The sequence below is a fragment of the Cellulophaga sp. RHA_52 genome (assembly GCF_007827205.1).
Lineage (GTDB): Bacteria > Bacteroidota > Bacteroidia > Flavobacteriales > Flavobacteriaceae > Cellulophaga > Cellulophaga lytica.
Map to the genome: position 1 here is coordinate 1,025,664 of NZ_VIRZ01000001.1, position 22,870 is coordinate 1,048,533.

Consider the following 22,870-nt stretch of genomic DNA (forward strand, 5'->3'; position numbering starts at 1 on the left):
ATTGATTTTTAATATGTTTATCCCGTTTTACAGTGAAAAAATAAGAAGGGAAGCTCTTACCTTTTTAGCTCAGCAATGCAATGTTCTGCAGTTAGCTTTATTGTTGCTTGGGCATTAACAATGGTAGCATTTATGGATGATGTGCTAGTAACCATATCTAAAGTTGAATTAATAGCTTTAGTATACCAATTTTGCCAAGCATTTATAATGTTTATTTGTGTTTGTAATTTACCTCCTTTTGCTAATGCTAGCTTTCCTTGTTTTAGCTCTTCGTTTAGGCGAGTAATAGCAGCTTTTTCAATATCAGAAATAATAATTTTTGCGGTATGTTTATTTGCGTTTAAAAGAGTATAAGCACTAATTAAAGCTGCTGTGCCTACGTTTTTAAGTGTAGTTTTAGAAACCTTATCTAGTCTGTCATTATCTGTGTGATAAAATTGATCTGTAAAATGCCAAAATAATACTCCAGGAATATCTGCAGCTAAAAACGGGGTATGGTCACTACCGCCTTCATAAGGATTTGTATTTACCTCCCAGTTTGTACGTTTGCCTTGTTCTTTAAATATTTTTAGTACAAAATCATTTAAATAATGTGGTTTCATTTGTTCTAAAGACAAAACGCTGCCGCCCCATTCTGTATGTTTATCGTTTCCTCTTGTCCAAATTGCACTTGGATCTGGCATTTTTTCAATTAAAAACGAACCTCCTGTAATAGCGGTATTTTCGCCAACCATATCTAAACTAATTCCCCATTTTATATTTTTAGCTCTTGCTTTATCTTCTTGCACATACCTTCTGGTAGATACAATTTCATCTCCCCATAAAAAGGTTAATGTTCTTTTTGGGCTTAATTTACCTTCTTTAATAAATTTGGCTGTTAATGTGGCCATCTCTAAAGCAACGCCAACACCTGTAGCATTATCGTTTGCACCAGGTTCTTGTACGTGTGCGCTATATACAAGTCTTTGTTCTGGGGCAACTGCTCCTTTAATATCTGCAACTAACGTTAATTCTGTAGATGGGTAAATGTTGGTTTTAATATTTGCAGTAACAATTACTTTTTCTTTTTGCAATTTCTTTTTAAGTCTTTGTTTGGCGTCGTAAGACAGTGCTATTGCCCAGCCTTTAACATCTTTATTTTGTGGTATAGACCTAAACTGTATAGATGTTGTGTTTTTTTCTGGTTGTAAATAGCTTGGGTTGCTGTATGATAATATTCCTGCTGCGCCACCTTTAACTACGGCAGTATTAAAAACTTTAGCCGGACTAGTTTCTACAAAAACAATTTTACCTTTTACGTTAGTATCTTTTAGTTTAGAAACATCTGCAATATAAATCACCTCTGCAGTTACACCTTTTTTTGGTGTGCTGTAAGAGTTTAAAGCAATCATATTACTATTGGTGCTATTTTGCAATAAAGGCAATTTTTCACCTTGTATTGTTAGGCTAGCAACTACAGATTCCCAAGTAGGTCTTTTTAATGGCCTTTCTTCTATTCTATAAGTTAAAATGGTAGAGCTATTCGCCTTTTCTTCTTTAATAAAACCAGCTTTTTCTAGCTCTTCAGCAACTTTATGTATGCTTTTGTTAAAACCAGTATTACCTACTACACGCCAATACTTTTCTACAAAGGCGGTAGTGTTGTAAGCTAAGTCTCCTGTAAACTCATTAACAACTAATTTGCTATAGTCTACAGTAGTATTTTTTGTTTCTACTTTGTTTGTAATAGTAGTTGTAGGTCTAGTTTTGCAAGCTGTAAAAGCTATAAAAATTAGGAGTGATATAATTTTTTTATACATACAAATGAGACTTACAGGTTTTTTGATTTTATTTTTTACCACCAACAATAATCACAATTTCCCCTTTAGGAGGTTTTGCTGTGTAGTGTTCTAAAACTTCTTGTGCAGTACCACGTATTGTTTCTTCAAACATTTTAGTAAGCTCCCTAGAAACAGAAACGGGCCTGTCTGTGCCAAAATATTCCACAAAATGTCCTAAAGTTTTAATAAGCTTGTGTGGCGACTCATAAAAAATAATAGTTCTAGTTTCTTCAGCCAATAACTTTAAACGTGTTTGTCTTCCTTTTTTAACGGGTAAAAAACCCTCAAAAACAAATTTATCATTAGGTAATCCGCTATTAACCAGTGCTGGCACAAAAGCTGTAGCTCCTGGTAGGCAGTCTACCTCTAAATTATTTTCTACACAAGCGCGAGTTAATAAAAAACCAGGATCTGATATGGCAGGAGTTCCTGCATCAGAAATTAAAGCAATATTTTCTCCTGCTTGTATGCGTTTAACAATGCCGTCTACCGTTTTATGCTCGTTATGCATATGGTGGCTGTGCATTTGCGTGTCTATCTCAAAATGATGTAATAGTTTTCCGCTAGTACGTGTGTCTTCAGCTAAAATTAAATCTACTTCTTTTAAAACTTTAATAGCTCTAAAAGTAATATCCTCTAAGTTACCAATTGGTGTTGGTACCAAATATAATTTTCCCATTGTAAAAAGTATAATTAAGGTCTTTGGTTTTTGCCAAAGTAGTAAGATAGTGCAGCACCTACAAAGGCTATAGCAGCAAATAGGTAACCACCATTATCTGTAATATAATGTGCGGCAAATGCCATTGTTGTATTTAGGAAAAAACCAAAGTAAGCCCACTCTTTAAGTGTTTTAGAAAAATTACCCCAAATAGCTACTAAGCCCAAAATTTTAGCAATTGCTAGTGGGTATATCAAATATGTAGGGTAGCCTAAGTGTGTAAAATACCCAGATATGGCATTGTGGTTAAAAAAATAGTTGTAAACAGAAAAGCACATAATTGCAGTAAGCAATAATGTGCCAATCCAATAAAGTATTCTAGTACTATTCATAAAAAAGTTTTATGCAAATTTACGTTCAATAATTGCCATAAAACGTTCTTCATACTCTTCTTTTCCTATCCAATTGTTATAATCTGGTTTTACCATATTATTTATAAATGAAACAGAACGCTCCTCGGTATCTATAGTACTAAGCTGAGACAATACTCTTTGGTAATCTTCATTACTATTATTAAATAGGTGTTTTACAAATGCAAGTCTGTCATTTAAGCCAATTTTTATTTCTCCATTTACAATTTTGCTTGCTGTTTTTTCTTGTGTAGCAGCAGTTTTAGTATCTGGCACAAAAAGTTCTTGGTCGTTTTTAGCGTACTCAGGTTTTTGTGCAAACTCATTAAGCATATCATCTGTAGGTATTGGCTCACCCATTTCTGGCATCATATCCATAATGGTATTAATCCCAGGAGTAATAATATCTTCTTGGTGAGGATTACTTTCTGGTACAGATGTATTCTCATAAATTACAGCGTTTGCTAATTTTTCAAATTTTTCTGCAATAATATTTTTTGTAACATCTACTTCTACGTCGTGTAATTTTTCTTCAATAAATTTTAGTACTGCTAATTTCTCATATAACTCTTTAGCAGTTTCATATAAATCAGAAATATTATCTAATTCATTGGAAGTTAGTATGTCCGTAGACATTTTCATTAATTCTTGTTTTAATTTTTCCTTCATCTCCCTAATATTTTAAAACCTTATCTGGTTAAAATTTTCAATAATTTTAATCGATCTACTAAATAAGAACGAAAAACGCTTTATTTTCGTCTAAAAATACAAAATGTTTCTTGAAAATACGGTTAACCCCAAAGAACAATTTGGCTGGATAGAGGTTATTTGCGGATCTATGTTCTCTGGTAAGACAGAAGAATTAATTAGAAGACTTAAACGTGCGCAGTTTGCAAAGCAAAAAGTTGAAATTTTTAAGCCTATTGTAGATACGCGCTACCATGAAGAAATGGTAGTGTCTCATGATGCTAATGAAATAAGGTCTACGCCTGTGCCTGCTGCTGCAAATATACGGTTGTTGGCAGATGGTTGTGATGTTGTAGGTATAGATGAAGCTCAGTTTTTTGATGACGAAATTGTTACAGTTTGTAATGATTTAGCTAACAAAGGCATACGTGTTTTGGTAGCAGGTTTAGATATGGACTTTAAAGGAAATCCATTTGGTCCAATGCCAGCCTTAATGGCTACAGCCGAGTATGTAACTAAAGTGCATGCAATTTGTACACGTACGGGTAACTTAGCCAATTATAGTTTTAGAAAATCTAATAATGATAATTTAGTAATGCTAGGTGAAACCGAAGAGTATGAGCCACTAAGTAGAGCAGCATATTACAAAGCAATGCTTAAAGAAAAGGTAAAAACTATAGACGTAGACGCAGAGCAAATAAAAGACCCAAAAAAAGATAGTAATGCCTAAGGCAACAGAAACTGTTCTAGAAATTAACTTAAATTATTTAGAGCAAAACTACAAATACCTAAAATCTAAACTAGCACCAAACACAATGTTTTTGGCAGTGGTTAAAGCATTTGCATATGGTAGTGATCAAGTGCAAATTGCCAAAAAAATTACAGAGCTAGGAGCAGATTATTTAGCTGTTGCATATACTAGTGAAGGTGTTGCAATACGAAAAGCAGGCATACAAACACCTATATTAGTACTACATCCGCAAGAAGTAAATTTTGAAGAAATTGTGGCTTATAATTTAGAGCCAAGTATTTATTCTGCCAGAATTTTAGATCAGTTTATAAAATATACTTCATCAATAAATAAAGAAGATTATCCTGTACATTTAAAATTTAATACAGGATTAAATAGGTTGGGTTTTTTAAAGGCTGATGTAACACAAATTGTTCAAAAAATACAAGAAACAACAACAATTAAAGTTGCTTCTGCTTTTTCTCATATGGCAGCGTCAGAAGATTTAACAGAAAAAGAGTTTACAGAGCAGCAAATACAAAAGTTTAAAAGTATAAGTAACACACTAGATGGTTTACTTGGCTATTCACCTATAAAACACATGTGCAATACATCTGGTATTTTAAATTATCCAGACGCTCACTTTAATATGGTACGTAGTGGTATAGGGTTGTATGGTTTTGGTAACGATGCAAAGTATGATGTGTATTTAAAACCAATAGCTAGTTTAAAAACAGTAATTTCTCAGTTGCATAACCTAGACCCAAACCAAAGTGTAGGATACAATATGGCATACAAAGCCACCCATAAAATGGTAACAGCAACACTACCTTTAGGTCACGCAGATGGTATTTATAGAATTTATGGCAACCAAAAAGGATTTGTATTTATTAACGGCAAAAAAGCACCAATAGTTGGCAATACCTGTATGGATATGATTATGGTAGACGTAACCAATATAAACTGTAAAGAAGGTGATGAGGTTATTGTTTTTAATGAAGTGCATACTGCAGATGCATTAGCTACAGCAGCAGGTACAATCTCTTATGAATTGGTAACGGGAATATCACAGCGTGTTAACCGAGTTTTTATTTTTTAAGATAATTTTAAGAAACTGTAATTTTTAGTATATTGCAGGTATTAACTAAATAAATACACTAAACATGTTTAAAGAATTTAAGAATTTTATTATGACTGGCAACGTTATAGACTTAGCGGTTGCAGTATTATTGGCAGGCGCAATGGGGCTTGTAGTTAGCGGTTTCGTTAGCGATATTATGATGCCTCTTGTAGGTCACTTCTCTGGAGGAATTGATTTTGCAGATATGAAAGTTGTTCTAGATGAAGCAGTAGTTGCTACAGATGGTACTGTTACTAAGCCAGAAAACGCAATATTATATGGTAAATGGATTAATGCTATAATTAACCTTATTATTGTTGGTTTTGTGTTGTTCTTAATCGTAAAAGCTTACAACAAAACAAAAACTCCTCCGGCTCCAGCTGCACCAGCAGGACCAACACAAGAAGAGTTATTAGCACAAATTAGAGACTTACTAAAAAAGTAATTCCCTAATAATTATATAAAGCCGCTAAGCTTACCAGTAAGCTTGGCGGTTTTTTTATTTCTTTTTTAAAATGTTATAAATAAAACAATTTGTTATATTTATTTTATTCTATTAAAACTTGCTTGGCGGTTAAACTACATTAAACTACATTTGTTATTCTAAATATTATAAAAATGAAAGTAGCCGTAGTTGGTGCCACAGGAATGGTAGGAGAAGTAATGCTTAACGTATTACAAGAACGTAATTTTCCATTAACAGAGTTATTATTAGTAGCCTCAGAACGTTCTGTAGGTAAAAAAATGACCTATAACGGCAAAGAACATACCGTTATTGGCTTGGCAGATGCTGTTGCAGCAAAACCAGATTTAGCAATTTTTTCTGCAGGCGGAGACACCTCTTTAGAATGGGCTCCAAAATTTGCAGAAGTAGGCACAACCGTAGTAGACAATTCTTCTGCGTGGCGTATGGATCCCACAAAAAAATTAATAGTTCCAGAAATTAATGCAAGTGAACTAACCAAAGAAGATAAAATTATTGCAAATCCAAACTGCTCTACCATACAGTTGGTAATGGTTTTGGCACCTTTGCATAAAAAATATAAAATGAAACGTGTAGTAGTTTCTACCTACCAATCTGTTTCTGGTACAGGCGTAAAAGCTGTAAAGCAATTAGAAAATGAAACGGCTGGCATAAAAGGAGAAATGGCTTATCCTTATCCAATTAGCAGAAATGCGTTACCACATTGTGACGTTTTTATGGATAATGGCTACACAAAAGAAGAGATGAAACTATCTCGTGAACCACAAAAAATATTTAACGACCGTACCTTCTCATTAACAGCAACAGCAGTACGTATACCAACAGCAGGTGGCCACTCAGAGTCTGTAAACGTAGAGTTTTATAATGATGCAGACGTTAGCGAGGTAAGGCAAGTATTAAGCAAAACAGCAGGCGTAGTTGTACAAGATAATCCAGATACAAACACCTACCCAATGCCAGTTTACGCACATAATAAAGACGATGTTTTTGTAGGGCGTATACGTAGAGATGAGTCGCAAGCAAACACATTAAATATGTGGATAGTTGCAGATAACCTACGTAAAGGAGCAGCAACAAATGCAGTGCAAATTGCAGAATACCTTAACAATAATAAGTTACTGTAATACGCAGTTTTAGTTTTGGGTGTTCCTAACGGGCGGGCTTTACATTGCAATCTTTTTTAAGAAAAATAAAAAAGGATTTTCATTACAATCCCTAACACAAAAATAGAAACCTTTAAGAAGAATTCTTCTTAAAGGTTTTTTTGTATTATTTTTAAAAACATAAAGCGCTAAATGTGATATAGTTTGCAACAGCTTAAAGCCAAAAAATATGATACCAATTAATGATTTACTAATATTTGGATTAGCGGCATTGATAATGGTGCTTTCGCCTGGTCCAAATATGATTTATTTAATCTCAAGGTCTTTATCGCAAGGAAAAAAAGCTGGAGTCATTTCTCTTTTAGGAGTAATGTGCGGATTTTTATTTCATATACTTATGGTGTCTTTTGGACTTACGGCAATATTTTTTGCGGTTCCATATGCATTTATAGTGGTTAAATTTCTTGGAGTAGCTTATTTATTATATTTAGCTTATAAAACTGTTAAATCCAAAAACAAAATATTTGACGCTGACCAAGGTCTTAAATCAGACAAACCTCTTAAACTCTTTAATATTGGTTTTTTAACAAATATATTGAACCCTAAAATGGCAGTATTTTATCTTTCATTTTTTCCTCAATTTATAAAACCTAAATATGGCTCTATATTAGGTCAAAGTTTTCAACTTGGAATTATACAAATAATAATAAGTTTTTCAGTTAATTTTTTGATTGTCATATCAGCTGCTAAAATGGCAAGTTGGTTCTCCAAAAAGCCAATATGGTTAAGAATACAGAAGTGGTTTATGGCTTCTGTATTAACCGGACTTGCCATAAAAATGGCATTGGCAAAAGCAAAATAAAAACTGTTACACAAAACAGTTAAGTTTTATCAACCTAAAATAAACAAATTCTTATGAAACATTTAAGCATATTTATTTTTACGGCTATTACTTTTGTAGCTTGTAAATCACCCTCAAAAAAAGAAGCAATTATGATCATCTCATATCCATCAACCAAAAAGGTAGATACAGTTACAAATTATTTTGACACAACTGTAGCAGATCCTTACCGCTGGTTAGAAGATGACCGCAGTACAGAAACAGAGTCTTGGGTTAAAGAGCAAAATAATACAACCTTTGGGTATTTAGATCAAATTCCGTTTAGAGAAAGCCTAAAACAAAGATTAGAAAAACTTTGGAATTATGAGAAACTAGGAGCTCCTTATAAGGAAGGAGATTACACCTATTTTTCAAAAAATAATGGATTACAAAATCAATCTGTAATCTATAGAAAAAAAGATGGCGAAGAAGAGGTTTTTCTAGATCCTAACAAGTTTTCAGAAGATGGTACAACATCATTAGCAGGTTTAAGTTTTTCTAAAGATGGTTCTTTGGCAGCGTACTTAATATCTGAAGGTGGTAGCGACTGGAGAAAAATAATTGTTTTAGACGCAAAAACAAAAAATATAGTAGAAGATACCTTAGTAGATGTAAAATTTAGTGGCTTATCTTGGAAAGGTAACGAGGGCTTCTTTTACTCTAGTTATGACAAGCCAAAAGGGAGCGAGTTGTCTGCAAAAACAGATCAGCACAAACTATACTACCATAAACTAAAAACACCACAAAGCGCAGATGAGCTGGTTTTTGGAGGCACACCAGAAGAAAAACATAGGTATGTTGGCGGTAGTGTTACCGAGGATGGTAAATATTTGCAAATTACAGCAGCAGTATCTACATCTGGCAATAAATTATTTTTAAAAGACTTAGAAACTAATGAGGTAAAAACAGTAGTTGAACACACAAAATCTGATACTTATGTAATAGATAATGTTGGCACTAAGCTATATGTAGTAACCAACTTAAACGCACCTAACCAAAAGGTAGTTGTTACAGATTTTAGTAATCCAACACCAGAAAATTGGGTAGATTTTATACCAGAAACTAAAAATGTGCTTACTGCAGGTACAGGTGGTGGTTACTTTTTTGCCAATTATATGGTAGATGCTATTTCTAAAGTATTACAATATAATTACAATGGAGATTTGGTACGTACTATTGAGCTTCCGGGTGTTGGTACAGCTTCAGGTTTTGGAGGTAAAAAAGAAGAAAAAGAGTTTTACTTTTCTTTTACCAACTACAATACACCAGGATCATCTTACAGTTATAATGTAGAAACAGGAAAATACAAACAATATTGGAGTCCAAACATAGATTTTAACTCAGAAGATTACGAGTCTAAACAAGTATTTTATATCTCTAAAGATGGTACTAAAATACCAATGATAATTACCTATAAAAAAGGATTAGAATTAAACGGTAAAAACCCAACTATACTTTATGGATATGGCGGTTTTAATGTAAGCTTAACTCCTAGTTTTAGTATTAGTAATGCTGTTTGGATGGAGCAAGGCGGAGTATATGCAGTACCTAATTTAAGAGGTGGTGGTGAGTATGGTAAAAAATGGCATGATGCAGGTACAAAGCAGCAAAAGCAAAACGTCTTTGACGATTTTATTGCAGCAGCAGAGTATTTAATAGAAAACAAGTACACAACACCAGAGTATTTGGCACTTAGAGGTGGCTCTAACGGAGGTTTACTGGTTGGTGCAACAATGACGCAGCGTCCAGATTTAGCTAAAGTAGCATTGCCTGCAGTAGGTGTTTTAGATATGTTACGCTACCATACATTTACAGCAGGTGCAGGTTGGGCGTATGACTATGGTACAGCAGAAGACAACAAAGAAATGTTTAATTATTTATTAGGCTACTCACCAGTGCATAACGTTAAAAAAGGAGTAGCATACCCTGCAACTCTAATAACTACAGGAGATCATGACGACCGTGTAGTGCCTGCTCACAGTTTTAAATTTGCGGCAGAGTTGCAAGAAAAACAAACAGGAGATAACCCAACATTAATTAGAATAGATATTAACGCAGGTCACGGAGCGGGTAAATCTACCGAAGCTATAATTAATGAGCAGGTAGATGTACAAGCATTTACATTATTTAATATGGGATATACAGAGTTGCCAAATAAGGCAGTTTTAAAAGATTTTAAAGAATAAGAACTATTAATTTCAAAAAAATCCGTTTCTTACTAGAAACGGATTTTTTTATCTATTTATGTTACACGTAAACAATATATCATTTTCATACAACACAACGCCAGTTTTAAAAAACATAGACTTTACAGTAAATGAAGGCGAATACCTAGCAGTTTTAGGAGAAAGTGGCAGCGGAAAAAGTACACTTTTAAAAATTATATATGGTCTTCTTCAGTTAAAGGAAGGGACTATTTTTTGGAAAGACAACCAAGTTTTAGGGCCAGATTACAATTTAATTCCAGGAGAAAAGTATATGAAATACCTATCTCAGGATTTTGACTTAATGCCTTTTCTTACTGTTGAAGAAAATGTGAGTCAGTACTTATCTGTTTTTTATCCAGAAGAATTAAAGGCCAGAACAGAAGAGCTTTTAGAAATGGTAGAAATGACCAGTTTTGCTAAAACAAAAGTGAAATTGTTAAGTGGTGGTCAGCAACAACGTGTTGCTTTGGCTAGAGTATTAGCGCAAGAACCAGAGTTGTTATTATTAGACGAACCCTTTAGTCATATAGATAATTTTAGAAAAAATAGTCTGCGTAGGCGACTTTTTGGTTACTTAAAAATGAAAAAAATTACATGTATTGTTGCTACACATGATGAAAAAGAAGTACTGCCATTTGCAGACCGTATTTTAGTAATAAAAGATGAAGAAATAATTGCAAATGAAAAGACAGAAACACTATACAACAACCCAAAGTCATTGTACATAGCAAGTTTATTTGCAGAGGCTAACTTAGTTCCTGTTTCTACTATAAAAGAGTATACAGAAACTAAAAAAGAGATTGTTGTGTATGCACACGAGTTTAAGGTATCTGAAACTTCTGGAATACAAGTACGTGTAATTAATAGTTATGCAATGGGAGCTTATTATTTAATGGAAGGTGTAACAGAGGAGCAAAGCTTATTTTTTACGTATCCTAAAAGTATAGAAGTAGGCAAAAAAGTGTTCTTAAATGTTTCTTTAGAAATAATAAATAAAAGAATAGAATAAGGTTTTGGATACAGCACAAATAGTACAGGAGTTGCAATTTAAAGCAGTGCGCAGTAGTGGTGCTGGTGGCCAGCACGTAAATAAAGTTTCTACTAAAATAGAGCTTACGTATGATTTGCAAAACTCTACAGCAGTTACAGATAAAGAAAAAGAACGACTATTATTAAAACTAAGTAATAGGCTCACAAAAGAAAATGTATTGTTGTTGCAGTGTGATGATTCTAGAAGTCAGCATAAAAACAAAGATTTGGCTATAAAACGCTTTTTAGAGCTTATAAAGTCGGCCCTAATTGTGCCTAAAAAACGCAAAAAGACAAAACCATCTAGGTCTGCTATTGAAAAACGATTGAACACTAAAAAGAAATCGGCCTTAAAAAAAGCAAATCGTAAAAAGCCAAGTTTAGAGTAGCGACACTTAAAACAACAATGTAAAAACAGTTTCTTGGTTTGGAGTACTTCTTAATTTTAAGCTTCCGCCGTGTAGCCTTAATATTTGTTTAGACAAGCTAAGACCAATTCCTGTTCCGGTATTTTTGGTTGTAAAAAACGGAATAAAAATCTCATCTATTAATTCCGGAGGTATACCAGGACCATTATCTGCAACAGTAATAAATTTTTCTTTTTCATCTGTGATGCCAGCGGTAACAGTAATATTTCCGTTCTCTTGTTCGCCTATAGACTGTACTGCATTTTTACACAAGTTTAAAAGTACCTGTGTAATTTGTTTTTCATCTATAAAAAAGGCTAAGTTTTCTGTTGTTAAATTAGATGCAAAATTAATATTGGTATTCTGGTTTTCTTGGTCTATTAAAACAAACACTTTGTGTATTAATTGTTCTGCTTTCACAAGACTTTTGTCTGGTGCCGGAATACTTAAAAAGCTACGGTAGCTTTGTACAAAGTCCATTAAATTATTTCCTTGTTCTTTTACAACAGCTAAGCCTTTAGAGGTATTTTGTATGTGCTTTTCGGTTAATTCTTCAAGCGGTATTAATCCGTCTTCTTTTTTGTAATAATTTAAAATAGACTCAGATATTGATGTTATTGGCGCTATAGTATTCATAATTTCGTGGGTTAAAACTCGTATAAGTTTTTCCCAAGAATCTGCTTCTTTTTCTTCTAGTTCTCTTTGTATATCTTGTACTACAACTAGTAATAAGTTTTTATTGTCTAGTGTAACGGTAGTAGATTTTAAAGTAAGTTGTATTCTTTCTCTTTCGTTTGTTAACTCTATTAATTTACGCTGAAAAGGCTCTAGTTTGGCAAATAAATTATACAAATTAGTATCTACTTGCTGCAATTGCTTAATGTGGTTTAGTGGTTTGTAGTTTAACAAATGTTCTACTCTTGGGTTGGCAAAAAGTATATGTCCTTTATCATTTATAGTTAAAATACCAATATCAGCGTGTTTTAATATTTCTTGGTAGTACTTCTCCTGAACCTGATTTTTTACGTGTATTTTATGAATCATAGCATTAAGCATATTAAGACTACGATTTAGTTCTTTTAAAGATTTTACATTTTCGTACTCAGGAAAACGTAGTGTAAAATCTTCATTTTTAATAGACTGAAAAAAATAAGCAATTTTACGGTTGGTATGGTTTACATAATTAATTAAAAAAACGGTAAGCAAAATCAATGCAATAAAAAAAGCACCAGAAACTATGTAATTTTTTTGTAAGCCAAAATAGGCTAGTCCAACAGCAGAAAGTGTAATAAAAACAACCCTTAACACTAATTGAAAATAGAAGCTTTTACTCGCCATTTCCTGTCTTTTTAATTTTGTTATATAATGTTTGTCTAGATATGCCCAATTGGTTTGCAGCGGCACTATAATTACCATCGTGCTTTTTTAAAGCATCATTAATCAATAGCAATTCCATTTCAGATAAGGTAACATTAGTAGTATCTAACGTTGGAGTTCCCTTTTCATTTAAAATAAAATCTGTTGGTTTAAGCACATTTCCATCACATAAAATAACAGCCCTTTCCATAGTGTGTTGTAATTCTCTAATATTACCAGGCCAGCTATAAGCAAGTAATTTTTCTTGAGCCTGATTATTAATACGCAAACCAAGCTTACCATATTTGGTCATAAACTTGTTCAAGTAAAATTCAGCTAAAATTAACACATCACCATCTCGCTCTCTTAGTGCAGGTACTTGCACGTGTATGGTATTAATACGGTACAATAAATCCTCTCTAAACAAGCCATCTGCAACCATTTTTTCTAAATTGCAATTTGTAGCACAAACCAGCCTAATGTCTACAGGTATTGGTTTGTTAGAGCCTACACGCACTACAACTCTGTTTTGTATGGCAGATAGTAATTTAGCCTGAGTTTGTAAGCTTAGATTACCTATTTCATCTAAAAATAAAGTTCCACCATTTGCGGCTTCAAACTTACCAGCTCTGTCTTCCTTGGCATCTGTAAAAGCTCCTTTTGTGTGTCCAAAAAGTTCGCTTTCAAATAAGGTTTCAGATATAGAGCCCATATCTACCCCAATAAAAACCTCATTTTTACGGTTAGATAAGTTGTGTAACTCTCTTGCAATTAATTCCTTTCCTGTTCCGTTTTCACCAGTAACTAGTACATTTACATCGGTTTTAGCTATTTTTTGTACCAAGTTTAATACAGAAGTTAATGCTTTAGAGTTGCCAATTATGTAGTTTTTATTTTGGTTAATAACCTGTTTTAAAGAACTCTCTTTCTCTTTTAATTTAGAAACTTCTTTTTGAGACTTGCGTAATTGGTATGCAGATTTTAATGTGGCTAGCAGTTTGTCATTATTCCACGGTTTTAAAATAAAATCTGTTGCACCTTCTTTTAAAGCTTGTACAGCAAGGTCTATTGCCCCATAGGCGGTCATCATAATAACAGAAATATGCGGAGCACGTTTTTTAATTTCTCTATTCCAATACAAACCTTCGTTACCAGTATTTACACCGGCAGAAAAGTTCATATCTAACAGAACAATGTCATAATCACTTAAATTTTCAAATGAAGATAATAAGTTAGGATTTCCTAGTGTGTCTACTTTTTCATATTCAAACTGTAATAAAATCTCTAATGCACTTAGTACACTTTTGTTATCATCTACAATTAATACTTTACCTTTTTGCATTATAAAGTTGTTTGGGTTGAGGAAGGTTTATGCATTAAAACTACAAATGTTATACATTACAATTTTACAAGTGTAAAAAAATTAGACATTATTTGTATATATATTTTACACTTGCTTTTTGGTTTCAACAGGTGTTTAATTGTAAATAATTGATAATCAATAAATTATGTTTTTGGCACAACAATGGCTTTAGTTTTGGCACACAATAAAAATTATGAACATAAAAATTAAACATATTCTATTTTTGTTACTCTTGGTAAGCTTGCCAAGTAGTGCACAACAAAGCTGGTCTTTAGATGAGTGTATAAACTATGCTATAACGCATAATTTAGAATTAAAAAATCAGGAGTATACAGTTGCATCAAGTAAAGAAACCCATAAGCAAGCTGTACGTAATTTGTTGCCAAGTATAAATGGTTCTGCAAGTTATGATGTTAGATATGGTAGGTCTGTAGATCCAAATAACAATAATATAATAGACACAGATTTTTTCTCTAACAATTACAATTTAAATTCTTCCTTAGATATTTTTAGAGGTTTTCAGAGAATAAATAGTATAAAAGCAACAAAGTATATTTATAAAGCAGTGCAAGAAGATGCGCAACAACAAAAATACTTGTTGGCATTTAGGGTAATGTCTGCCTTTTATGATATTCGTTTTTTTCAAGGCGCATTAAAAATTGCTAAGGAGCAAGTAAGTATATCAGATACAAATTATGCATTTGTAAAAAAACAATTAGAGTTGGGTTTAATTGCACAGGCAGATATGTATGAGGCAGAATCTGTATTGTTAACAGATAAGTTAGCAGTAACCCAAGCAGAAAACCAATTGGCAGCAGCTAAACTAAATTTAATACAAGAAATGAATTTAGAAAACGTGTCTACCATAACCCTAAAAGCAGATGCTTTAGACCTAAAAAAAGTGGCAGATACTACATTGCAAACCAATACAGTTTACAGCAAGGCTCAAACATTTTTGCCAAGTATAAAAGCAGGGCAATTAAAGGTAAAGGCCGCACAAAAACAAGTAGCTATTGCAAAAGGAGGTTTGTACCCATCATTATCTTTGTTTGCAGGCTATGGTACAGGATATTATGAAACTAATGTAGATGATATTACTAACGAAATAATATCATTTAAAAATCAAATAAGAGACAACGCATCTAGGTCTATAGGTTTATCTATGAACATTCCTATTAGTAACAAATGGTCTGGTAGATCAGAAATTAAACAACAAAAAATAGCGTTGCAACAGGCAGAAAATAATTTAAAAATTCAGGAGCAAGAGCTGTATAAATTAATACAACAATTGGTACAAGAAAAAAATGCTTTAGAAGTAGAAAATTTACAAAGCTTAAAAAAGTTAAAAGCACAAGAACTAAGTTTTTCTATAGCTCAAAAAAAATACGAAAAAGAAATGATTTCTGCAGTAGAATTGTACCAAGCAAAAGTACTGTACACTACAGCACAAAACGAGAATTTACAAGTACAAATAAGATTAAAAGTAAACCAGAGTACATTAGATTTTTACAACGGTTTGCCCGTATTTACTATAAACTAACAATTACAACATAAATGGATATTCAATTAGAAAAGAAAAAAGGATTACGCCCAAAACACTACGCATACATTGCAATTGGGCTAGTAGTAGCTTTTGCAGCATATAAAATAATATGGAGCAGTTCTGTGTCTACGTTTAGAACAGAAAAAGACAAACTATCTATAAGTACAGTTACACAAGGTAAGTTTGATGATTACATAACCATTAACGGTAGTGCAGCACCAATAGCAACTATTTATATGGATGCTTATGAAGGTGGTAGAGTTACAGAAAAGCTAATAGAAGAAGGTGCAATGGTAAAAAAAGGAGATATTATTTTAAAACTAGAAAATAGTAACCTTTACGAACAAATTTTAGCTAGTGAAAGTAACCTAGCACTAAAACAAAACGATTTAAGGTCTACCAAATTAACCTTTGACTCTAGGCAAGTAGAAGGCCGTAAATCTTTAGCAACAGCCTCTTACGAGCTAACACGTTTAAAACGTAATTATGAGCAAAACCAAGAGCTTTACAAAGACGGTTTAATCTCTAAAGAAGCTTTTTTAACCGCAAAAGAAAATTACGAGTTATCTTTAAAACAGCATAACATTGTAAAAATACAAACAGAGCAAGATGATAAAATGAGGAGAACATCATTAGCTGGTTTAGATACAGATTTAAACAGAATGCAAAAAACCTTATCTATGGTTTATGAGCGTTTAGACCATTTAAATGTACGTGCGCCAGCAGACGGTCAATTAGGATTTTTAGATGCAGAAATTGGGCAAAGCATAAACCAAGGTCAGCGTATAGGGCAAATAAACGTACTAACAGACTATAAAATAGAAGCAGAAATAGATGAACACTATATAGACCGTGTAAAAAGAGATTTAAACGCCTCTTTTGAGCGTAACGGTAAAACATACAACCTGCGTTTACGCAAAGTGTACCCAGAAGTTCGTGGCGGTAAGTTTAAAGTAGATCTAGTATTTACGGCAGAAAAACCAGAAAATATACGTGCCGGACAAAGTTTTAATGTAAAACTACAATTAGGAGCCTCATCAGATGCACTTTTAGTATCTAAAGGTAGCTTTTTTCAAAGCACAGGAGGCCAGTGGATTTTTGTAGTAAGCCCAAACGGTACAGAGGCATTAAAACGTAACATTAGAATAGGCAAGCAAAACTCTAAATATTACGAAGTTTTAGAAGGGCTGCAAGCTGGTGAAAAAGTAATTACCTCTAATTACGACACTTTTGGAGAAGCAGAAAAAATAGTTTTAAAATAGGGTGTTCCCTACGGGCGGGCTTTACGTTGCAATCTTTTTTAAGAAAAATAAAAAAGGATTTACACTACAATCCCTAACACAAGATATAATCACATTAAAAAAATCAATCAACAAAATGATACAAATTAAAGACCTTAAAAAAAGTTTTAGAACAGAAGAAGTAGAAACCTTAGCACTAAATAGTGTAAACCTAAATGTTGGTCAAGGAGAGTTTGTTGCCATAATGGGGCCATCTGGTTGTGGTAAATCTACCTTACTAAATATAATAGGTATGTTAGACAACCCATCAGAAGGTAGTTACCAATTTGTAGGTCATGAAGTAGGTGGTTTAAAAGAAAACCAACGTACCGGTTTGCGTAAAGGCAACTTAGGTTTTGTTTTTCAGAGTTTTAATTTAATAGATGAGCTTACTGTTTTTGAAAACGTAGAATTACCACTTATCTATTTAAAAATGAACAAAGCAGAACGCAAGCAAAAAGTAACAGAAGTTTTAGAGCGTATGAAAATTGCACACAGAGAAAAACACTTTCCGCAGCAATTATCTGGTGGTCAGCAACAACGTGTAGCCATTGCCAGAGCAGTAGTTACAAACCCCAAATTAATACTTGCAGATGAGCCAACTGGTAACTTAGACTCTAAAAACGGTATAGAGGTAATGAACCTGTTAACCGAGTTAAACCAAGAAGGTACAACAATAGTAATGGTAACACACTCAGACAGAGACTCGCATTACGCACACAGGGTAGTAAACCTTTTTGACGGCCAAATAGTAACCGAAAGTCACAACAAACCTTTTGAGGCAGTAGCATCAAAATAAGTAGAGTTCATCATCAATCAAAATCATTTATCAATCAATCAATCAAAATAGCCAATCACCATGTTCAAAAATTATTTTAAAATTGCATTTAGGAGCTTATTAAAAAATAAAGGCTATAGTTTTCTCAACATATTTGGGTTAGCAATGGGCATAACCTGTGCTAGTCTTATTTTTTTATGGGTAGAAGATGAGGTAAACTACGATGCAATTTTCCCTAATAAAGAACAGGTGTACTATTTGCCAACAAACCAACAATATAATGGCGAGTGGCGCACGTTTACATCTACTCCAGGACCTATGGCAGAAGCTTTAAAAAAAGAAGTGCCAGGCATAGTAAATGCAACAAGAGTTAGAGATGAAGAGCATCTTTTTACCATAGATGAAAAATCGTTTTATAAAAAAGGATATTACGCAGATAACGACTTTATAAACATATTTAGTTTAAGTTTTATACAAGGTAATGCGCAAACAGCATTTGGCCGTACAAATGCCATAATACTTACCAATGAAACTGCATCACAATTTTTTGGAGAAGGCAATAATGCTATAGGCAGAATTTTAAAAGTAGACCAAACAACAACGTATACGGTAACAGGTGTAGTAGCAGATTTTCCGGAAAATGTTACCGTAAAATTTAATTGGCTTGCACCTTTTGAGCCGTATGCAAAAGATAAAGAGTATTTGCAAGAGTGGGAAAATAACTCAGTAGATACCTATATACAATTAGATAAAAAAGTAGATGCAGCAGTAGTAAATACTACTGTAAAAAAGTTTTTGCAAACTAAAGTAGAGGATAGTGATACCTATGCTTTTATGCATAGTATGCTAGACTGGCGTTTACGAGATAATTTTGAAGGCGGAGTACAGGTTGGTGGTAGAATAGTGTATGTAAATTTATTCTCTGTAATTGCTTGGATTATTTTAATAATTGCCTGCATTAATTTTATGAACCTTTCTACAGCACGTAGCGCTAAAAGAGCTAATGAGGTTGGTGTGCGTAAAGTTTTAGGCGCTGGTCGTAAACGCTTAATTTTTCAATTTATAACAGAATCTTTAGTTATTGCAAGTATAGCAACGCTGGTAAGCATATTGTTAGTGTTTTTAGTATTGCCACAATTTAATATCATTATAGAAAAACAATTGGGAATGGGGTTAACTAATCCTATACACTGGTTAGTTTTACTTGGTATAACTATTTTTTGTGGTGTTTTTGCAGGCTGCTACCCAGCATTTTATTTGTCTTCATTTTTACCTGTAACAGTTTTAAAAGGTATTAGTAGCAACCAAAAAGGTTCTGTTTTTATTAGAAAAGGATTGGTTGTAACCCAGTTTGCAGCTTCAATAGTACTAATAATATGCACTATAGTGGTGTACAAGCAAGTACAGCACGTAAAAAACAGACAGTTAGGGTATAACAAATCTAACCTTATAACAATGAATGTAAGGGGTGATATGGTTAAAAATTATACCGCTATAAAACAAGAGATGCTTGCTACAGGTTTAATAGATAATGTGGGTTTAAACAGTTACAACACACTGTCTATAGGTAATAATGGATCTGGAGCAACTTGGTCTGGTATGGCAGATGAAAATAATGAAATGCTTATATCATTTAGGTATATAAATTCAGATTTTCTTTCTACTGCAGGTATGGAGATTATTGATGGCAGAAACTTTAAGCCAAAACCAGAATTAGACAGTGTAAATTTTATAATTACAGAGTCATTTGCAAAACTAATAGATCCTGTTTCTGCAGTTGGTAAAAGCATTTATTTTGGAGAGGATAGGTATAATGTTGTTGGTGTAGTTAAAGACTTTTTATATGGTGATATGTACGGTAAAAGCGATCCTGTAATTTTTCTTAATGCACCTACAGAGGCACAATATATGTATGTGCGTATTGCTAAAACTGCAGACACTAAAAATGCAATAACAGCAATGGCAAGTGTTATGCAAAAAAATAATGCAGCTTTTCCGTTTGAGTATGAGTTTGTAGACGATGCGTTTAACCAAAAGTTTAAAAGCGAAATGTTGGTAGGCACATTATCTAAACTATTTGCAATATTAGCAATACTTATTTCTTGTTTAGGCTTGTTTGGTTTAGCCGCATACACATCAGAACAAAGAAGCAAAGAAATTGGGGTACGTAAAGTTTTAGGTGCTAGCGTAGCTAATATAGTAAACCTACTTTCTAAAGATTTTATAAGACTAGTTATTTTGTCTATAGCTATAGCCATACCGCTGGCTTGGTGGGCAATGTCTAGCTGGTTACAAAGTTATGCTTACCGCATAAACATACAATGGTGGATGTTTGCTTTGGCAGGCTTAGGGGCCATTACAATTGCTATGCTAACTGTAAGTTTTCAGGCAATAAAAGCAGCTGTAAATAACCCTGTAAAAAGCTTGCGAACAGAGTAAAAGATCATCAATCAAAAAAATAAAAAGTTATGTTTAAAAATCAATTAAAAATAGCGTGGCGAAGTCTTAAAAAAAATCCGTTACAAACAGGTATAAATATTCTTAGTCTTACTGTAGGCACAATATGTTGCTTAATAATAATATCATATGTTAACGCACAATTTGGGTATGATACGCACCATAACGATGTTGCTTCTGTATACAGAATACGTACTAAAATAAAGTCAATAAGTAACAACAGTATAAATGCAGATGTAGCTACAAGTAGCCCTCCAATAGCTTTTGCTTTAAAAGAAGATTTTCCTGAGGTGGTAGATGCTTGTAGAGTTGTTTATTTTGGTTCTGGAGAAGAAGCTCTAATTCGTAACCCTAAAAACAATCAAAGTTATTATGAGAGTAAGGGGTATGTAGCCGATTCTACCTTTTTTAAATTTTTTAATTATACAGCCGCAGAAGGTAATTTGGCTACAGCCTTAGAAAAACCAAATAGTATTGTTTTATCTAAAAAACTAGCTTCAAAATTATTTAAAAATGAAAATCAAATTATTAATAAAACATTGGTTATTGGTGCAGGTGAAAACCAATTTAACGCAACTGTAACAGGAGTTTTTAATGAACCAACCACTCCAACCCACTTAAATCCTAATTATATATTGTGTATGAACTCGCCTGGCATTGGTGAATACACTAACAATATTAGCAATTTTGCAACGCAAAACTTTGCGTACAGTTATATAAAACTAGGAGCCAATGTTAGCAAAACCAGTTTAGAAAAAAAGTTACCGAAGTTTTTACTAGATCGAGGAGGAATTGATTTGGCTGATATGGGTTTTGATAAAAAATTACTATTGCAATCTGTTACAGATATTCATTTGCACTCTAAAGGTATAGATAAGCAAATAGAAGAAGTATCTAATATAGAATACTTGTATGCATTATTGTTTTTAGCATTTATAGTACAACTAGTTGCTTGTGTAAACTTTATTAATTTAAGTACAGCCAGAGCTAGTAAAAGAGCAAAAGAAATAGGGGTTAGAAAAGCCATTGGAGCACAAAAAAGCTCATTGGTACAACAATTTTTAAGTGAGTCTATTTTAATTGCATTTTTAGCAGTATTTATTAGTATACCTATAGTTTTATTGTTGCTTCCGGTAGCTAATGTATTAACAGGTGGCAACATAGAGCCAGAACACATACTAAACCTTAAAATTTTATTATTGTTGGGATCTATGGGTTTGTTAACAGGTTTAATAGCAGGTATTTACCCTGCATTGGTGTTGTCTTCTTTTAAGCCATCTAAAGTGCTAAAAGGGGCAACAGAATTACAATCTAATAATGGTTTATTAAGGCGTGGTTTGGTTGTTTTTCAGTTTGTAGTATCAATAGTTTTAACAGTAAGTGTTATAATAGTGTCACAACAACTAAAATTTGCTAAGCAAAAAGATTTAGGCTTTAACAAAGACAATTTGCTAGCAATACGTTTAGGTACCCAAGAGTTACAACAAAATTATAGTGCTATACAATCACAGTTACAAGGAGTACCTGGTGTTAATTCTGTTACAGGTAGTAACAATTATCCATCTAGATCTATTATGGGAGATATGGCAATGCGTTTACCTAGTCAGGATGATGATAACCTAACCTCTGTTTTTTACAATGGTATTACTCCTAATTATTTAGAAACCATTGGAACCAAAATTATTAAAGGTCGTAAGCTTAGAGAAACAGACTCTACAGGTATATTGGTAAATATGGCAACGCTAAATGCTTTTAATATTGATATAGAAAACGCCTTAGCAGCTACAATTGTTAGCAGTTATGGTAGTGAAACAGAGAATTATGAAATTGTGGGTGTAACAGAGAATTTTCATTTTGAAGATTTTAAACAAGCAATTTCACCTATGCTTATGTATAGTGAAACAGAACCAGATTGGATAGTTGCTAAGTTAGAAACCAACAATTTAAAAAGTGTTTTGAGTGGTTTAGAGGCCAACTGGAAAAAAGTGAATCCGTATGCGCCATTTGAGTATGTTTTTGTGGATAAAGAAACCGAAAAGTTATACGCAGAAGAACAAAAATTATCTAAAATATCTATAGCATTTACCATTTTGGCCATTTTAATTAGTTGTCTAGGGTTATTTGGTTTGGTGTCTTATGTTGCAGAACAAAAGAAGAAAGAAATTGGGATACGTAAAGTTTTAGGTGCCAGTGTAAAATCTGTTGTACAGTTATTAACCAAAGATTTTTTAAAGCTAGTATTGGTTGCGTTTGTAATTGCATCTCCTATAGCATACTATTTTATGCAAAATTGGTTACAAGATTTTACCTATAAAATTGAAATTAAATGGTGGGTGTTTTTATTAGCAGGTGGTTTTGCAATGCTAATAACAATTGTAACTGTTGGTTTTCAGTCTATAAAGTCTGCAATAGCAAACCCAGTTAAAAGCCTACGTACGGAATAGTTCTTTTTTAACGTACAAAATATGGACAGTCTGTGTAAATTTTTTTTACAGTTGTATCAATTTTTCAGTTAAAAATAATACGTAAGTATCTGTATATTAGTATTTTGATATTTT

At 33.0% G+C, this 22,870-nt stretch carries 19 protein-coding genes; 13 read left to right on the forward strand and 6 right to left on the reverse strand.

Annotated elements, in window-relative coordinates:
- Positions 1 to 56: 56 nt before the first annotated feature.
- Genes JM80_RS04470 through JM80_RS04485 form a run of 4 tightly spaced genes read right to left on the reverse strand, consistent with a single transcriptional unit; the run spans position 57 to position 3,557 of the window.
- Positions 57 to 1,799 (reverse strand): M28 family peptidase, encoded by a 1,743-nt coding sequence (locus JM80_RS04470; RefSeq protein ID WP_144709333.1) that lies wholly within the window; start codon positions 1,797 to 1,799, stop codon positions 57 to 59.
- A gap of 28 nt (positions 1,800 to 1,827) precedes the next feature.
- Positions 1,828 to 2,499: a 16S rRNA (cytidine(1402)-2'-O)-methyltransferase gene (rsmI, locus tag JM80_RS04475; RefSeq protein ID WP_013620763.1), complete on the reverse strand. Its 672-nt coding sequence runs from the start codon at positions 2,497 to 2,499 to the stop codon at positions 1,828 to 1,830.
- 14 nt (positions 2,500 to 2,513) lie between these two features.
- Complete coding sequence (locus tag JM80_RS04480; protein ID WP_089118256.1) at positions 2,514 to 2,870, reverse strand: DoxX family protein; 357 nt, start codon at positions 2,868 to 2,870, stop codon at positions 2,514 to 2,516.
- A gap of 9 nt (positions 2,871 to 2,879) precedes the next feature.
- On the reverse strand, positions 2,880 to 3,557 hold the full coding sequence (locus JM80_RS04485; RefSeq protein WP_013620761.1) for a hypothetical protein: 678 nt from the start codon (positions 3,555 to 3,557) through the stop codon (positions 2,880 to 2,882).
- A 103-nt stretch (positions 3,558 to 3,660) separates the two neighbouring features.
- Between JM80_RS04485 and JM80_RS04490 the strand changes: the two genes are divergently transcribed.
- The 8 genes from JM80_RS04490 (at position 3,661) to arfB (ending at position 11,517) form a co-directional block, all read left to right on the forward strand.
- Positions 3,661 to 4,305, forward strand: a complete 645-nt coding sequence (locus JM80_RS04490; RefSeq protein ID WP_013620760.1) for a thymidine kinase — start codon at positions 3,661 to 3,663, stop codon at positions 4,303 to 4,305.
- Entirely contained in the window at positions 4,298 to 5,404 is a 1,107-nt protein-coding gene (gene alr / locus JM80_RS04495; RefSeq protein ID WP_144709334.1) for an alanine racemase, read from the forward strand. Before JM80_RS04490 ends, alr begins: the two co-directional genes overlap by 8 nt.
- A gap of 64 nt (positions 5,405 to 5,468) precedes the next feature.
- Positions 5,469 to 5,870, forward strand: a complete 402-nt coding sequence (gene mscL, locus JM80_RS04500; protein ID WP_013620758.1) for a large conductance mechanosensitive channel protein MscL — start codon at positions 5,469 to 5,471, stop codon at positions 5,868 to 5,870.
- Positions 5,871 to 6,043: 173 nt separating this feature from the next.
- Complete coding sequence (locus JM80_RS04505) at positions 6,044 to 7,033, forward strand: aspartate-semialdehyde dehydrogenase (protein ID WP_034646719.1); 990 nt, start codon at positions 6,044 to 6,046, stop codon at positions 7,031 to 7,033.
- A 208-nt stretch (positions 7,034 to 7,241) separates the two neighbouring features.
- A complete protein-coding gene (locus tag JM80_RS04510; RefSeq protein WP_013620756.1) occupies positions 7,242 to 7,874 on the forward strand; it encodes a LysE family translocator in 633 nt (210 codons plus the stop codon).
- Between the two features lie 53 nt (positions 7,875 to 7,927).
- Positions 7,928 to 10,078, forward strand: a complete 2,151-nt coding sequence (locus JM80_RS04515) for a prolyl oligopeptidase family protein (RefSeq protein ID WP_144709335.1) — start codon at positions 7,928 to 7,930, stop codon at positions 10,076 to 10,078.
- A gap of 58 nt (positions 10,079 to 10,136) precedes the next feature.
- Positions 10,137 to 11,108, forward strand: a complete 972-nt coding sequence (locus JM80_RS04520; protein ID WP_144709336.1) for an ABC transporter ATP-binding protein — start codon at positions 10,137 to 10,139, stop codon at positions 11,106 to 11,108.
- Positions 11,109 to 11,112: 4 nt separating this feature from the next.
- Positions 11,113 to 11,517 carry an alternative ribosome rescue aminoacyl-tRNA hydrolase ArfB gene (gene arfB / locus JM80_RS04525; protein WP_013620753.1) on the forward strand — a complete coding sequence of 135 codons (405 nt, stop codon included), beginning with the start codon at positions 11,113 to 11,115 and terminating at the stop codon, positions 11,515 to 11,517.
- A 6-nt stretch (positions 11,518 to 11,523) separates the two neighbouring features.
- Here the strand turns inward: arfB and JM80_RS04530 are convergent, their stop codons facing one another.
- Positions 11,524 to 12,873 carry a PAS domain-containing sensor histidine kinase gene (locus JM80_RS04530; RefSeq protein ID WP_144709337.1) on the reverse strand — a complete coding sequence of 450 codons (1,350 nt, stop codon included), beginning with the start codon at positions 12,871 to 12,873 and terminating at the stop codon, positions 11,524 to 11,526.
- On the reverse strand, positions 12,863 to 14,233 hold the full coding sequence (locus JM80_RS04535) for a sigma-54 dependent transcriptional regulator (protein WP_144709338.1): 1,371 nt from the start codon (positions 14,231 to 14,233) through the stop codon (positions 12,863 to 12,865). Before JM80_RS04535 ends, JM80_RS04530 begins: the two co-directional genes overlap by 11 nt.
- Before the next feature lie 214 nt (positions 14,234 to 14,447).
- Between JM80_RS04535 and JM80_RS04540 the strand changes: the two genes are divergently transcribed.
- The 5 genes from JM80_RS04540 (at position 14,448) to JM80_RS04560 (ending at position 22,756) form a co-directional block, all read left to right on the forward strand.
- Positions 14,448 to 15,794: a TolC family protein gene (locus JM80_RS04540; protein WP_034646711.1), complete on the forward strand. Its 1,347-nt coding sequence runs from the start codon at positions 14,448 to 14,450 to the stop codon at positions 15,792 to 15,794.
- 14 nt (positions 15,795 to 15,808) lie between these two features.
- Positions 15,809 to 17,059 (forward strand): efflux RND transporter periplasmic adaptor subunit, encoded by a 1,251-nt coding sequence (locus JM80_RS04545; protein ID WP_034646709.1) that lies wholly within the window; start codon positions 15,809 to 15,811, stop codon positions 17,057 to 17,059.
- Positions 17,060 to 17,174: 115 nt separating this feature from the next.
- A complete protein-coding gene (locus JM80_RS04550; protein WP_144709339.1) occupies positions 17,175 to 17,876 on the forward strand; it encodes an ABC transporter ATP-binding protein in 702 nt (233 codons plus the stop codon).
- Positions 17,877 to 17,936: 60 nt separating this feature from the next.
- Positions 17,937 to 20,294 (forward strand): ABC transporter permease, encoded by a 2,358-nt coding sequence (locus JM80_RS04555; protein ID WP_013620747.1) that lies wholly within the window; start codon positions 17,937 to 17,939, stop codon positions 20,292 to 20,294.
- Between the two features lie 29 nt (positions 20,295 to 20,323).
- On the forward strand, positions 20,324 to 22,756 hold the full coding sequence (locus JM80_RS04560) for an FtsX-like permease family protein (protein ID WP_144709340.1): 2,433 nt from the start codon (positions 20,324 to 20,326) through the stop codon (positions 22,754 to 22,756).
- Positions 22,757 to 22,870 lie beyond the last annotated feature (114 nt).

Bases quoted from the DNA above. Each gene is read 5' to 3' on its own strand.
- JM80_RS04470 (WP_144709333.1), bottom strand. From the start codon at position 1,799: ATGTATAAAAAAATTATATCACTCCTAATTTTTATAGCTTTTACAGCT.
- rsmI (WP_013620763.1), bottom strand. From the start codon at position 2,499: ATGGGAAAATTATATTTGGTACCAACACCAATTGGTAACTTAGAGGAT.
- JM80_RS04480 (WP_089118256.1), bottom strand. From the start codon at position 2,870: ATGAATAGTACTAGAATACTTTATTGGATTGGCACATTATTGCTTACT.
- JM80_RS04485 (WP_013620761.1), bottom strand. From the start codon at position 3,557: ATGAAGGAAAAATTAAAACAAGAATTAATGAAAATGTCTACGGACATA.
- JM80_RS04490 (WP_013620760.1), top strand. From the start codon at position 3,661: ATGTTTCTTGAAAATACGGTTAACCCCAAAGAACAATTTGGCTGGATA.
- alr (WP_144709334.1), top strand. From the start codon at position 4,298: ATGCCTAAGGCAACAGAAACTGTTCTAGAAATTAACTTAAATTATTTA.
- mscL (WP_013620758.1), top strand. From the start codon at position 5,469: ATGTTTAAAGAATTTAAGAATTTTATTATGACTGGCAACGTTATAGAC.
- JM80_RS04505 (WP_034646719.1), top strand. From the start codon at position 6,044: ATGAAAGTAGCCGTAGTTGGTGCCACAGGAATGGTAGGAGAAGTAATG.
- JM80_RS04510 (WP_013620756.1), top strand. From the start codon at position 7,242: ATGATACCAATTAATGATTTACTAATATTTGGATTAGCGGCATTGATA.
- JM80_RS04515 (WP_144709335.1), top strand. From the start codon at position 7,928: ATGAAACATTTAAGCATATTTATTTTTACGGCTATTACTTTTGTAGCT.
- JM80_RS04520 (WP_144709336.1), top strand. From the start codon at position 10,137: ATGTTACACGTAAACAATATATCATTTTCATACAACACAACGCCAGTT.
- JM80_RS04530 (WP_144709337.1), bottom strand. From the start codon at position 12,873: ATGGCGAGTAAAAGCTTCTATTTTCAATTAGTGTTAAGGGTTGTTTTT.
- JM80_RS04535 (WP_144709338.1), bottom strand. From the start codon at position 14,233: ATGCAAAAAGGTAAAGTATTAATTGTAGATGATAACAAAAGTGTACTA.
- JM80_RS04540 (WP_034646711.1), top strand. From the start codon at position 14,448: ATGAACATAAAAATTAAACATATTCTATTTTTGTTACTCTTGGTAAGC.
- JM80_RS04545 (WP_034646709.1), top strand. From the start codon at position 15,809: ATGGATATTCAATTAGAAAAGAAAAAAGGATTACGCCCAAAACACTAC.
- JM80_RS04550 (WP_144709339.1), top strand. From the start codon at position 17,175: ATGATACAAATTAAAGACCTTAAAAAAAGTTTTAGAACAGAAGAAGTA.
- JM80_RS04555 (WP_013620747.1), top strand. From the start codon at position 17,937: ATGTTCAAAAATTATTTTAAAATTGCATTTAGGAGCTTATTAAAAAAT.
- JM80_RS04560 (WP_144709340.1), top strand. From the start codon at position 20,324: ATGTTTAAAAATCAATTAAAAATAGCGTGGCGAAGTCTTAAAAAAAAT.